Here is a 13111-nt window from a genome sequence, read left to right as displayed (position 1 = left end):
ACCGGCATACTCATGAACTCCGTATCTTGATCCGCCGATCCTGGCGGAACCGGACAGGGAGAGACCCCTCATGAGTCAGATGAAGGCCGTATCGGCGGAGCCGTTCGGGCTGAAACGGGACGGTGGCGGCCTCGCGGCCGGGATCAAGATCCTGGAGAAGGAGCTCAAGCGGGTATCCCTCGACACCGTCCTGGCCAAGGCCAACCGTGTCATGGTCAGGAAGGGGTCGGCCGGCGCCGGGGCGTTCGCCACGATGAGGCCGAAACCGGTCGACTGGTACAGCTTCGATGCCGGGGACAACGCCACCAGGGAGTGGTACCCGCAGGGCCTGACCTGCGCCTCCGACGCCGGGATCGGCGGGAGCGCGTTCGTGGTGAGCTGGTACCACACGCCGGAGTCGGGGGCCGAGCGGGGCGTGCGCCTGAGCTTCCTGAACACCGCGACGCTCCGCTACCGGCACGTCCTGCTCGTCCGGACCGGCGCCGACGGGAACATCGCGCCGATCAACATCCACGCCGGCGGCGTCGCCTGGTACGGCAACCTGCTGTACGTCGCCGACACCACCCGGGGCCTGCGGGTCTTCGACACCCGGCAGATCTTCGAGATCGACGGGGACGGCACGGAGACCATCGGCAGGAAGGGCGACGTGTACGAGGCGTTCGGCTACCGGTACGTGATGCCGCAGACCGACGCCTGGACCACCACCAGCGGCACTGTCCGCTTCTCCTTCGCCGCCGTCGACCGCAGCACCGCCCCCGACACCCTGATCTCCGGCGAGTACGTCGACACCGCGGGCACGGTCGGACGGGTGGCCCGCTGGCCGCTGACCGAGGCGGGCATCCTGAACGCCCCCGCCGGCGGCGTCGTGAAGGCCGTGGACGCCTACGCGCTGCCGGGGGGCAAGATCCAGGGCGCGCTCTCCCACGAGGGCACCTGGTATCTCAGCCAGACCGTGGGCTCCACCGGGAACGGCACCCTGATCGTGGTCGGCGACACGGTGCGCAGGCGGCCCTACCCGGTGGGCCCGGAGGACCTGACCTGCGTTCGCGACAGGAGGACGCTGTGGAGCGTGAGCGAGTTCGCGGGCCGTCGTACGGTGTACGGCGTGCCGCTCTGAGGGGTCGTGTGACCGGACCGGGCCGTGCGACCGAACCGAGCCGTAAAGCCGGTACCGGGCACCCCGTCGGCGACTCCCGGCGGAGGGCGCCGGCGATCGGGCGGAGGCCGCCCTCGGCGCGGACCCCGGGGCCGGCCACCACGACGGGCCTTCAGTGCAGGGAGCCGCCGACCAGGCGGAGGTCGCCGCCCAGGGAGACCGAGACGGCGGTGGTCACGATCGCGGTGAGCGCCTGGGCGACCACCGTGACGGGCATGGAGGGCCTGGCGTCGTCCAGGACCTGTTCGGGGCTGAACGGCACGTGCACGAACCCCCCGCGGATCGCCGGCCTCTCGGTGGCGATCATGTGCATGAGGCCGTAGAAGAGGTGGTTGCACAGGAACGTCCCGGCGCTCTGCGAGACGCTCGCCGGGACCCCGACGGCCCGCGCGGCCGCCACGCACGCCTTCACCGGCAGGGTGGAGAAGTAGGCGGCGGGGCCGCCGCGCACCACCGGTTCGTCGATCGGCCGGTGTCCCGTGCAGTCGGGGATGCGGGCGTCGTCGAGGTTGACGGCCACCCGTTCCACCGTCACGTCCGGCCGCCCTCCGGCCTGCCCGACGCACACGACCACCGCCGGATCGTGCTCCGCCACCGCCGCGCGCAGGTGTTCCAGCGCCCCGCCGAACGCGCAGGGAAGCAGCGCGGTACGCACCCCGGGCACGAGCCTGATCGCCTCCCACGACGGGTTGCCGACGCCGTCGAGCGGCTCGAACCCGGTGAGCAGGACGCCCTTCACCGGCGCTCCGAGGTCGCGGGGCCGGAGACCACCGGGGAGTCCGGGGAGTTCGGGGGCTTCGGGGGCTTCGAGGACAGGGCGCAGGCGGGGGTGCCGCCCGGCAGGCGGTGACGGTTGGCGGCGACGAGCCGGTAGATCCCCCGGGCCACCCACCGGAACGGCGGGATCCGCAGTACGTGCCCCAGAGGGCTCCACGGGAGACCCGCGGAGATCAGCAGCCTGGCCACCGCCTGCGCGCCGCCGTACACCCGGCCGTTCTCGACCCAGAGCACCTCGCGCTCGGCCCGCTCGCGGGTCACGCCCAGCGCCCGGAGGTCCGCGAGCTGCCAGGGGACGACCCGGGCGCGCACCCCGACGCGGCGCTCGGCGAACCGGACGCTCGTCGTGCAGAAACCGCAGTCGCCGTCGAAGACCAGTACAGGTTGTCCCGTCATGCGACTGACATTACCCAGCGGAACTCGATCAAGGCCCGGCGACCAGGGTGACCGCGACCGGGCGGTGGTCGGAGTACGGGACATCCGGGTTGGCCTGGTCCTTTCCGGTGAAACCCGGGGTGACGAGTACGTGGTCGATCTGCTCGGCCGGGCCGCTCAGGGACGGGATGGTGTTGAACGGCCTCACCGGGGCGAAGGGGTCGGTCAGGCCCGCGCCGGTCAGCGCCCGCCAGGCGGGGTCACCAGGCTGGAGGTTGAGGTCACCGGCCACGACCACCGGGGTGCCGCCTTTCGCGGCGTTCCTGACGATCCCCCCGAGCTGCTCGACCTGGTCGAGCTCGCGCCGGCCCGGCGGAGGCTGCAGGTGGGTGCCGATCACGGTGATGTCCCGGCCCTGCCACCGCAACCCGACCTCCAGCGCCTGGGCGCCGGTCGGGCCGCCCTGGACCAGCACGTGGTTTCTCACCGTGGTGATCGGCAGCGTGGTGAGCAGGGCGTCGCCCCAGACCTCGTCGGTCGCCGGGGCCCAGATGTAGTGCATGTCCAGCCGCTCGGCGATCAGCCGTACCCCGTCGTGGCCGCCGTTGAGCAGCCAGCCCCTGTCGGCCTCGCTCAGCACCACCACGTGCGGCCGCAGCTCCCTGATCGCGTCGGCCTGCCGCTCCAGGGAGAGCCTGCCGGACTCGCCGTAGCCCATCCTGATGTTGTACGCCGCGATCCGCAGCCCGTCGCCCGGCGCCTCCCAGCGGGGCGGGGTGCCCTGCCACAGGGGAACGGCCGCAACCAGCGCGACCGCGGCCACGGCGACCGCCGCGAACCGCCGGTCGTAGGAACGGCGCGGCAGGCCCGCGCTGCCCGCCACGCCCAGGAGCGCGACGACGAGCGCCGCGCAGACCGGCACCCACCCGTTGGGCAGGTAGAGGTCGTAGGCGGCGTAGTAGCCGAAGACGAACACGACGAACAGCAGCATCCCCCCGGCCGCAGCCAGCCCCCGCCGGGCCGGCCGGTCCCGGCCGAAGGTCGCCGCGGCGTGCGCCAGGCAGGCTCCCAGCGCGACCTGGCCGACGATCTGCGCGACGATCGTCCAGCCGGGCGCCACGCCGTGGACGCCGTCCACGGTGGCCCTGCCCAGCGTGAACGCCACCGCCGAGGCCACCAGGGCGACCGCGGGCAGGAGCGGGCGGCGCAGTACCGGCAGCGCGGCGGGCGCCGCCGACACCACCGCGAACGCCGCCACGATCACAGCGGCGGCCTGCTGGGCGGAGTCGGTCGCCGCCTGGGCGTGCGCGGTGTTGCCGGTGTAGAGACCCCAGAGCAGCAGGGCGGGGCCGACCGCCAGCCAGGCGCGGGGAGCCCCGGAGTACTCCTCGTCGGGAGGTTCGGCCCGGACCGTGAACGCGCAGAAGAGCAGGAGCTCCACCAGCAGCAGCATCCACGGGACCGCTCCAGGCCGCCACATCAGGTCGATGCCGTCCAGCGCCGCGTGGATCACCGTGGAGGCGGCCAGGCCGACGATCAACCCGCCCATCACGGGCCGGGCGTCGATGCCGCTCATCGCGATCGCCACCAGCCAGACCAGCCCGGCCAGCAGGCCCAGGCTTGCCACGTACAGCTGAACGTCCCCGCCGCCGGTCAGCTGGAGCGCGAGCCTGAACAGGAGCAGCAGGCCCGCGGCGCCGAGGGCCATCAGCGGCGGCCGGACGGACCTGGCCAGCGGGACGGCGAGGAAGGCCAGCACGAACCAGGAGACGGCGTACAGGCCCATCATCTCCGCGGGGGTGCTTCCCGCCCGGCCGAAGAGTGTGATCAGCGACGGCAGGAAGACCCGGAGCACGTCGACGAGCACGACCACGCCGAGGGTCACATCCAGGCGGATCCGCATGCTACCTCCAAAGAACGCGAGCTATCCTCGCCTTCTTCGCGATCCATGACAAGGGTGAGACCCGCCCGGACCGGCACCGGGCCAGGAAAGGCCCCACCGCGGTGTCTCAGCGGCCCGGGGGTTCCTCCGCCGCGTCTCCGGGAGAAGGCGCATTTCCAGGAGAAGGCGCGTCTCCGGGGGGCGGAGGCTCGCCGGAAGGATCGGCGGGCTCGCGGGGGAAGGGGGCGGGAGATCCGTCCCCCCGGCCCTGAGACCGGTCGGAAGGGGTGGGGAACCCGCTCGCGAAGGGCGCGGGACCGCCGGGGGGAGTGGCGGGATGGCCGTCGAGGTGGCGGAACGCCTCGTGCGCCGAGCTGACGCTGTCGCGAAGCGCCTGCTCGAGATGACCGGCGTCCTCGGCCAGCCTCCCTATCTCCGGTACGGCGAAGGCGTCCGCCCCGGACTCCGCCAGCAGTTCCTCGTAGCGGGGAAGCCGCGCGCGAAGCGCCTCGATCTGCTCGTGGGCGCGCAGTGCCCGCTCGGCGTCGGCCACGTGGCCCGCGTAGCGTTCCAGGGCCTCCACCCGGGCGAGGACGGCGGCCTCGCTGGCGGCCAGCGCCCGCTCCAGCGGCGCCATGGCCGCGGCCACCTCGGGCGTGCTGCCGCCGTACACGAACTCGTGGTGCTCGTTGCGCAGTGCGGAGAGCTTGGTCAGCAGCCGGGCGATCTCCCACTCCTGGGCGGGAAGCATCACCGAGTTGCGCACGCTGTCGAGCATGCCCATCGCGTTGACCCGCGAGCGCAGGATGTAGTCGATCGCCTGCTGGGTCCGGTCGAGCAGCTGCCCGGCGTTGTGGTCGAAGTCCTCGGCGGGCAGCAGGTAGCGGCCCTCGTACCAGCGGGCCTCGCGGTAGAGCTCGTGCTCGATCGTCTCCGGCTCCGCCGGCTCGCGGGCGGCCAGCAGGCCGACGAAGACCACGAAGACGAGCAGCGCGAGCATGAAGAACAGCAGCTGCCCGACATCGGCGAGGAACATCAGGCACACCAGGAAGAGCGCGGCCACCCCTCCGCCGACGTTCAGGAACCGTCCGGGCAGGCGCGAGTTGGGCGGCGGAGGCTCGGGGCTCCAACCGGCGCGGATGCGCGACAGCATCGACGCGTGCCGGCGGAACAGGTCGGCGGTCTTGGGAGGGACTTCAGGATCGACCACCACTCGCCGCACAGGCTCGGCCCTCCGTTCGATCACATTCACGTCAGCCGTCGAGATGGCGGAACGCCTCGTGCGCCGAGCGTACGCTCTCGCGGAGCGCTCGCCGAAGCATGTCGGCGTCGTCGCTGAGATGCCCGATCTCCGGTCCGGAGAATCTGGCCGCGCCCGTCTCGGCGACGAGCTGCTCGTACTCGGGCAGGTGCGCTCGCAGGACCTCGATCTGTCCCTGGGCGCGCAGTGCCCGCTCGGCGTCGGCCACGTGGCCCGCGTAGCGTTCCAGGGCCTCCACCCGGGCGAGGACGGCGGCCTCGCTGGCGGCCAGCGCGCGCTCCAGCGGTGCCATGGCCGCGACCACCTCGGGGCTCCTGCCTCCCCTGGCGAGGTTGTGGTGCTTGGCCCGCAGCACGGAGAGCTTGGTCAGCAGCCGGGCGATCTCCCACTCCTCGGCGGGAAGCATCACCGAGTTGCGCACGCTGTCGAGCATGCCCATCGCGTTGACCCGCGAGTGCACGACGAAGTCGATCGCCCGCTGGACCCGGCCGAGCAGGTGCCTGGCGTTGTGGTCGAAGTCCTCCAGGATCAGGAAGCGCCCCTGCCAGTGCCGCGCGTGCGCGTACAGGATCCGTTCGACGGAGTCGGCGGGCGAGGGCTTCCTCACGAGGTAGACCACCCCGAGGATGAAGAGGTACAGGCCGATCAGCGGGGTGAGCAGCAGGACGGCCGCCGAGAGCGGAGCGCCGAGGGCGAAGAGGCCGCCCGCCGCGAGAGCCACCGTCCCGCCGAATATCCCTATGAGCACTCCGGGGATCCTGGGGTCGTCCTGGCCCCTGGGCGGGCGAGCGGTGCGGAGGCGGTAGAGCAGCGGACCGTTCCGGCGGAAGAGCTCGGCGACATCCCTGGGCACCTCAGGATCGACCACCACGCGCTGCACAGGCTCGCCCCCTTTGCCGTGTTTCACGAGCATAGCGATTAACCATGTTTCAGGTCATGCGTCCTTACATGGTGCCTCTCCATCATCGAGTATCGCGTGCCCAAAAGATGATCCTGATGATTGCCCGGAGATCGTCCCAGGTGGGAGGGGGCGGGCTCCGGAGGCCGGCCGCTAGGAACGGGTGACGGAGTCGGTCAGGGGGTCCGTCCGCCGCCGGTGGCGCGCCGTGGCGAGTGACTGGTGGTCGGGGGTGGCCCGCCGGGCGCTGGCCAGCGCGGCCAGGGCGGTGGTGATCGGGACGGCCGCGATGAGCCCCAGCGTGCCCACGACGCTGCGGACGATCTCGGTGGCGATGACCGGATTGGTCACCACCTCGCCGATGGGCTGGTCGCCGACGCTGACCAGCAGGAGCAGCGGCAGGGACGCGCCCGCGTAGGCGAGGATGATCGTGTTGATCACCGAGGCGATGTGGGCACGGCCGACCCGGGCGGCGGCCCGGTACAGCTGGGCGAAGGTGTAGCCGGGATTGGCGTGCGCGAGTTCGGTGACGGTGGCGGCCTGGGTGACGGTGACGTCGTCCAGCACGCCGAGCGAGCCGATGATGATGCTGGCCAGCAGCAGACCCTCGGTGTTGATCCGGTAGCTGACGTCCAGGTAGAACGAGCTCTCGTCGGTGATCCCGTTGAGCTGGGCGATGCCGATGGCCGCGTACGAGAGCACACCGGTCAGGCTGAGGCTGATCAGGGTGCCGACCACGGCCATCGAGGTGGGGATGGTGAAGCCGTGGGTGAGGTAGAGCACCGCGAGCATGATCGCCGCGGCGCCGACGATGGCGACCAGCAGCGGCTGCTGTCCGGTCAGGATCGCCGGGATGACGAACAGGAGAAGCAGCACGAACGTGATGGCCAGCCCGACCAGCGCCATCACCCCGCGCCAGCGGCCGAAGGCGATCACCGCCGCCGCGAACGCGACACCGGCCAGCCACAGCGGGGAGGACCGGTCGTGGTCGGAGATCTGGTACGGCGACACCTCCAGCTCACCGCCGGGGGTGTGGATCAGGATCACGTCGTCGCCCGCGGCGAACTTCTGCGAGCCGGGCCCGCTGGGCAGGCCACTGGTGATGAAATGGCCGGTCCGTGGCCCGCTGGTCAGCTCGACCTTGGCGTCGCCACAGGTGGCGGGGTCGGCCGGCGGCTGCCGGCCGGGGGGTTGCCCGTCCGCGGGCGGCTCCTGCGGGCACGGGGTGAGGGTGACGGCGGTGATCGTCCCGGTCACCCGCTGCAGGCCGGCCGGCGGCTGGCCGGTGGAGGTGAGCTCAGGGGGCCACAACCAGATCAGGGCGGTCAGCGTGGCCAGCGCCAGGGGAACGATGACGGCCAGTGTCGCCCACACCGTGCCACGGGAACTGGGGGCGGCCGGGCCGTGTGAGTGGTTGGCACCCATGGTCGAAAGAGCTCTCCTTGGACGGGAAAGGAGAAAGTACCGCACCGCGAAGGTGATCGTGTGGCCGTACGCCGGCCACCCCGCCACCGCTGGGGAGGGGGGCCGGCGTGCGGGCCGGGTGAGGGTCTTTTCCAGGGACGGGTCAGCGGTAGCCGGCGGTGATCACGTTGGCCTGGACGGCGTTCTCGGTGGCGTCGGTGGGGTAGCCGGCGACCATGGCTCCTTCGTAGAAGGTGCCCGCGCTGAGGTTGGCGCCACCGTCGGGCTTGCAGCAGTCGCCGCCGCTGCCCAAGATGATCGCCCCCTGCTTCTTCATCGGGCTGTAGCCGTTGGGGAGCTGGCCGTCGTACAGGGTGTACAGGCTTCCGGACTGGGCGTTGCTGCCCTTGATCGCGAACCGGGTCGTGCCGTTGTTCTTCAGCGTGGCGGTGACGAACTTGTGGGGGAAGGCCCGCTGGTTGGGGTTCCACGCCTGGCTGCCGCCGGGGAACAGACCCCATTCCAGGTCGGCCTGGACCCAGGGGCCGGTCCCCGAGCAGCCGCCGAACCAGCACTGGGTGCTGAAGTTGATGGCGTCCATGGCGCCGGCGGCGTCGGCCTTCCTGGTGGTCTCGCTGTTGCCGTAGTCGAAGCAGCAGCCGTTGTTGACGTGGGTGCCGCTGGTCACCATGTACATGCCCTCGGGCGCGCTGCCCGTGGGGACGCCGGTCAGGTGGCCGTCCCGCCAGTAGCTGTTGCCGGGGTTGATGTAGAGGGAGTAGGCCTTGTTGCCGCCGACGGTGAGCGACTCGGTGGTCGCGATCGCGGGCCTGCTCTGAGGGGAGCCGGGGACCACGGTGGATCCCTGGTACCACAGGTCGTTGCCCCGCCCGGACTGGTCGTACAGGACCGTGATGACGCATGTGGTGCCGGTGCAGAACGAGTCCTGCGCCGCAGCGTTGGCGACGCCGCCCGCGGTCAGGACGCCGATGTTCCGGGTCGTGCTGTCGGAGGAGCGCCTGACCTGGTAAAGGTTGCCGGCGTAGGCGCCGTAGAGCGCCCGTGTCGTGCTGTGCGCGGCCACGCACGGCGTGCCGCCCGAGGCGTAGATGTCACACGGGCGCGCGCCGGGCGGGGGCGGCGTCGGGGTCACGGTCGGCGTCGGGCTGGGCTGGGTCCCGGTGCTCCATTTCTGGTTGGTGCCGCCATGGCAGCTCCAGATGTGCACCTTGGTGCCGTTGGCGGTGCCGTAGCCGGACACGTCCAGGCACTTGCCGCTGCCGATCGCGGTGATGCTGTTGTCGGCGTTCAGGCGCCACTTCTGGTTGTTCTGCCCGTTGCAGTCCCAGATGATCACCGCGGTGCCGTCGGCGGTGCCCGCGCCGTAGACGTCGAGGCACTTGCCGCCGTACACCCGCAGCTCACCGGCGTCGGTCGTGGTCCACTGCTGGTTGGGCTGCCCGTTGCAGTCCCAGATGTTCACCGCGGCGCCGTTGGCCTGCGAGGCGCCGTTGACGTCCAGGCACCGGCCCGACGCCGTGCCTATCAGCGGCGTGGTCGCCGCCGAGGCCGGCGCCCACCAGGTCAGGCCGGTGGCCAGGAGGGCCGTCACCACCGCTACGACAGAGGCGATGACGGCCGTTCGAGAGTGCCGTCCACGCGTCATGCGGCCCGGTAAGGGAATGGGGGAAACCTGCATTGTCGTGCTCCTTGGGAGTAGGGCCTGGCAGTAGGGCCTGGCGGAGACAGACGCGCTCGGAAGACCACGGGGCTCGTCGGGAAGTCGGTCGCCACTACGAATACGAATCGATTCGATAGGGTTCTGAATCCACCGGGGGAGGAGGAGGCAGTGGTGCACAGCGAAGCACATACGACGGTCGGACCGCTTGTCAAGACTCAGTTCTGCCCGGCTGCCTGCCGGATTCCCTTCCGGGGCTCTCGTCGGCGATGCTCGCGTTTTCGCCGGGAGCCGGGCCCGGAAGAAACGTTCGTCCGTCTCGCTCGCCTGCTCACAACCCGTCCGAACGCCTTGGGAGCGAACCGGTTCGGATTCTGTTGCGGCCGATGACCGGCCGGGGGCAGGAGGGGAGGCGCTGCCGGATCTCGCCGCGGTGGTCGTCGAGGTCGCCTTCACGGCGGATCGGGCGATGCCCGATCAGTACGACACATATGAACGTTTCATTCGGGAGGTTTCGGCGCGGACGGCAGCTGGCGGACATCATCGCAGGTGAAAGCGAAGGGCGGCTCACCGCGGCCGGAATCTCGATGTGCTCGTTGTGAAATAAGCAGGCTTAAGGCCTTGACGAGCACGAGCGGCCAGAACGTAATTTGGTAGCGAGGTCCCGGGAGTGCTCCTTCCGGTGCCTCCGCGGCTGGATCACATGAGCGGGATGTGGAGGCGCTTCGCGTTCGTGGCCGGATCCGCGCAGCCGGCCGCCGTCGTGCATCTCCCCGTTCGACGACGGTCTCCACCTCGGGAGGGCGGCACCCACCTGAGGAGGGCGTGGCCTGATCCACCCCCCACCCCCCGAAGGAACCGCCGTGCAACCACCTTCGCCCGCCACGTCACCGGCCGTGCTGCCGAACCGATCGGTCCTCCACACGGCCCGCGACGGCACGTCGCGGCCGTGCCCGCGGCTCAGGCGCCGCCGGTTCGGGAGCGCGCCGGCCCGGTCGTCTCCCGCAGCGAGATCGGCGGCGCGACGAGCAGGTGGCGATGCGGGAGGCCGGGATCGGCGATGCGCTGGATCAGCAGGTCGACGGCGTGCGCCCCGAGCTCGTCGGCCAGGATGTCGGCGGCGGTGAGCGGCGGGTGCAGGTTCTCCGCCCAGTGCCGGGCCGCGACCCCGGTGATCGAGAAATCGCCGGGTACGGTCAGGCGCGCGCGGGTCAGCGCGCGGTACATCCCGGGGATGGCGGCCTCGTTGACGGTGGCGATGGCGGTCAGCTCGGGGTGCGCGGCCAGGAGCCGCTCGACGCATGATCTCCCCGCCTGGGCGTCGTCGGCGCAGCAGACCTGCACGCCCTCCAGGCCGCGCTCGGCGATGGCGCGGGTGAAGCCGAGCTGTGCCCGGTGGCCGGGGCCGTACCCGGCGGCGACGAGCTCGGCCGAGCGGTTGACCAGGGCGATGTGACGATGACCCAGGTCGGCGAGATGGCGGACACAGCGACCTATCAGCGTCTCGTAGTCGATGTCCACCCAGGTCATCTCGTCGGGCCTGCTGGTGTGGCCGATGCCGACGAACGGCAGTCCGGTCTGCCGCAGGCGGGTGACCCGGTCGTCCTCCAGCCGGATCTCCATGAGGATGACCCCGTCGACCCGGCTGCCGGTGACGACGCGCTCGAACGAGCGGTCGTGCTCGCCGCCGGACGGTGAGAGCAGGATGTCGAGGTCGGCGCGTGCGGCCGCGTCGACCACGCTGGCCACGAAGCCCAGCTGGACGTCGGTGAGACGCCGGCTGGCCGGGGGGATGACCAGGCCGATCGTGCGCGTCCTGCCCTCCTTGAGCGCCCTGGCCGCGGCGTTGGGGCGGTAGCCGAGCTCGTCGATGACCGCCTGGATGCGCTGCCGGGTCCCTTCCGCCACCGGCCGCTTGCCGCTCAGCGCGTACGACACCGTGCTGCGTGACACGCCGGACCGCTTGGCGATCTCCCCGATGTTCACCGGCACTCCTCAGATGGATCGACCACGACGCTTCCACATATTAGATCGAACCGGTTCACCGTGAGGAGCCGTGAGGATGACCGGCGAGGGTTCGGTGAACACCTGCTCGCCATGCGACTTCACCGGCCCCGGTGACACGGGCCGCAGGGCCGGTTTACCCTGGGTCGAATCGATTCGAGGAATCGATTCGACGGTCGACATCATTGCGCGGATCGGCGTAGTGCGATATCCCGATTCATTGTGATCGACTCGCGTCGCTACATTCCCCGGACCGATGCGGTCCTGGACGATCCCCGCCTCGCGCCGTTCGTCGCGCGCATGGGCCGTGATCGAGTGAAGGGGGCCGTCCACGCGGCCCAGCGACGTGCGAGGGACGGAGAGATCAGTCCGTCTGACGTCCCCGACGAGGTGATGCGGTCGTTGCCGGGTGACGGGCCCCGTGAGGTGATCAACGCCACCGGGGTGCTCCTGCACACCAACCTCGGCCGGGCCCCGCTCTCGGCGGCCGCCCTGGAGGCGATCCGTACCGCGGGCGGGAACACCGACGTCGAGTTCGACCTCGAGACCGGCCGCCGGGCGCGGCGCGGCCGGGCGGCGCTGGCCGCGCTCGCGCGGGCCGTCCCGGACGCGGAGGCGGCACACGTGGTCAACAACAACGCCGCGGCGCTGGTGCTGGCCGCGACCGCGCTGGCCCAGGGGCGGGAGATCGTGATCAGCCGGGGGGAGCTGGTCGAGATCGGCGACGGTTTCCGGCTGCCCGAGCTGCTGGCGTCCACTGGCGCCCGGCTGCGCGAGGTCGGCACCACCAACCGCACGTCCGTGGCCGACTACGCCGGTGCGATCGGGCCCGCGACCGGCTTCGTGCTCAAGGTGCACCCCTCGAACTACCGGATCGAGGGCTTCGCGGCGACACCGTCCGTCGGCGATCTGGCCGGGCTGGGGGTGCCGTTGATCGCCGACATCGGCTCCGGGTTGCTGGAGCCGGAACCGCTGCTGCCGGACGAACCCGACGCGGCGACCTGGTTGCGCGCGGGCGCGGACCTGGTCACGGCCAGCGGGGACAAGCTGCTCGGCGGCCCGCAGTGCGGGCTGCTGCTCGGGCGGGCCGATGTGGTGGAGCGGCTGCGCCGCCATCCGCTGGCCCGCGCGTTGCGGGTGGACAAGCTGACCCTGGCGGCCGTGGAGGCCACGCTCACCCACGCGGCCAACCCGGCCCGTGACGCCCTGCGCGCGGACCCGGCCGTACTGCGCCGCCGTGCCGAGGTCCTCGCGGCACGGCTGGCAGAAGCGGGCGTGGGGGCCGAGGCCGTGGACACCGAGGCGGCCGTCGGGGGCGGGGGAGCACCCGGCGTCGTGCTGCCCAGCGCGGCGGTGGCCGTGGCCGCCGCCCTGGCCGGAACCCTGCGGACGGGGAACCCGGCGGTGGCCGGCCGGGTGGAGGGCGGGCGCTGCCTGCTCGACCTGCGGGCGGTCGCGCCGGAACGCGACGGGGACCTCTTCCGCGCGGTGGTGGCCGCGTGCTCGTGATCGCCACCGCGCTCGCCAGGTTGCCCCGGCCCTTCACCGCGGCCGAGGCGCGAATCGCGCCGAACACCAGCCGCCGGGTCGTCATCCCGCTGCCCGAACATCTCGACCGGCTGGGCACCACCAGACGCCAGGACAACACTGGTTCCAGAACATTTATTTGATAGCGT

12 protein-coding genes are annotated in these 13111 nt (G+C 71.5%); 4 read left to right on the top strand and 8 right to left on the bottom strand.

Annotated features, from left to right (window positions below; genetic code table 11):
• Positions 1-70 precede the first annotated feature (70 nt).
• Complete coding sequence (locus ACTOQ2_RS26865) at positions 71-1117, top strand: hypothetical protein (RefSeq protein WP_440103160.1); 1047 nt, start codon at positions 71-73, stop codon at positions 1115-1117.
• Positions 1118-1268: 151 nt separating this feature from the next.
• Here ACTOQ2_RS26865 and pcp read toward each other — a convergent pair whose 3' ends face one another.
• The 8 genes from pcp to ACTOQ2_RS26825 form a co-directional block, all read right to left on the bottom strand.
• Positions 1269-1895, bottom strand: coding sequence for a pyroglutamyl-peptidase I (gene pcp / locus ACTOQ2_RS26860; protein WP_440103159.1), 627 nt, complete (start codon positions 1893-1895; stop codon positions 1269-1271).
• Entirely contained in the window at positions 1892-2329 is a 438-nt protein-coding gene (locus ACTOQ2_RS26855) for a thiol-disulfide oxidoreductase DCC family protein (protein ID WP_440103158.1), read from the bottom strand. Before ACTOQ2_RS26855 ends, pcp begins: the two co-directional genes overlap by 4 nt.
• A gap of 28 nt (positions 2330-2357) precedes the next feature.
• Positions 2358-4211 carry an endonuclease/exonuclease/phosphatase family protein gene (locus tag ACTOQ2_RS26850; protein ID WP_440103157.1) on the bottom strand — a complete coding sequence of 618 codons (1854 nt, stop codon included), beginning with the start codon at positions 4209-4211 and terminating at the stop codon, positions 2358-2360.
• A gap of 106 nt (positions 4212-4317) precedes the next feature.
• Positions 4318-5412, bottom strand: coding sequence for a hypothetical protein (locus tag ACTOQ2_RS26845; RefSeq protein ID WP_440103155.1), 1095 nt, complete (start codon positions 5410-5412; stop codon positions 4318-4320).
• Between the two features lie 31 nt (positions 5413-5443).
• Positions 5444-6364 (bottom strand): hypothetical protein, encoded by a 921-nt coding sequence (locus ACTOQ2_RS26840; RefSeq protein WP_440103153.1) that lies wholly within the window; start codon positions 6362-6364, stop codon positions 5444-5446.
• A gap of 138 nt (positions 6365-6502) precedes the next feature.
• The gene (locus ACTOQ2_RS26835; protein ID WP_440103152.1) at positions 6503-7774 is read right to left on the bottom strand and encodes a YibE/F family protein; all 1272 of its coding nucleotides are present in this window, start codon (positions 7772-7774) and stop codon (positions 6503-6505) included.
• 142 nt (positions 7775-7916) lie between these two features.
• Positions 7917-9365, bottom strand: a complete 1449-nt coding sequence (locus tag ACTOQ2_RS26830; protein ID WP_440103151.1) for an arabinofuranosidase catalytic domain-containing protein — start codon at positions 9363-9365, stop codon at positions 7917-7919.
• 1026 nt (positions 9366-10391) lie between these two features.
• A complete protein-coding gene (locus ACTOQ2_RS26825; RefSeq protein WP_440103149.1) occupies positions 10392-11417 on the bottom strand; it encodes a LacI family DNA-binding transcriptional regulator in 1026 nt (341 codons plus the stop codon).
• Positions 11418-11493: 76 nt separating this feature from the next.
• Between ACTOQ2_RS26825 and ACTOQ2_RS26820 the strand changes: the two genes are divergently transcribed.
• Genes ACTOQ2_RS26820 through ACTOQ2_RS26810 form a run of 3 tightly spaced genes read left to right on the top strand, consistent with a single transcriptional unit; the run spans position 11494 to position 13105 of the window.
• Positions 11494-11661 carry a hypothetical protein gene (locus tag ACTOQ2_RS26820; protein ID WP_440103148.1) on the top strand — a complete coding sequence of 56 codons (168 nt, stop codon included), beginning with the start codon at positions 11494-11496 and terminating at the stop codon, positions 11659-11661.
• A complete protein-coding gene (gene selA, locus ACTOQ2_RS26815) occupies positions 11658-12944 on the top strand; it encodes an L-seryl-tRNA(Sec) selenium transferase (RefSeq protein WP_440103147.1) in 1287 nt (428 codons plus the stop codon). Before ACTOQ2_RS26820 ends, selA begins: the two co-directional genes overlap by 4 nt.
• On the top strand, positions 12935-13105 hold the full coding sequence (locus tag ACTOQ2_RS26810; RefSeq protein ID WP_440103145.1) for a SelB domain-containing protein: 171 nt from the start codon (positions 12935-12937) through the stop codon (positions 13103-13105). Before selA ends, ACTOQ2_RS26810 begins: the two co-directional genes overlap by 10 nt.
• Positions 13106-13111: the final 6 nt, after the last annotated feature.

It is taken from the genome of Streptosporangium sp. H16 (assembly GCF_051918855.1).
Taxonomy (GTDB): domain Bacteria; phylum Actinomycetota; class Actinomycetes; order Streptosporangiales; family Streptosporangiaceae; genus Streptosporangium.
Note: the sequence above shows the minus strand (reverse complement) of the source record. Positions and strands in the feature narration are given on the sequence as shown.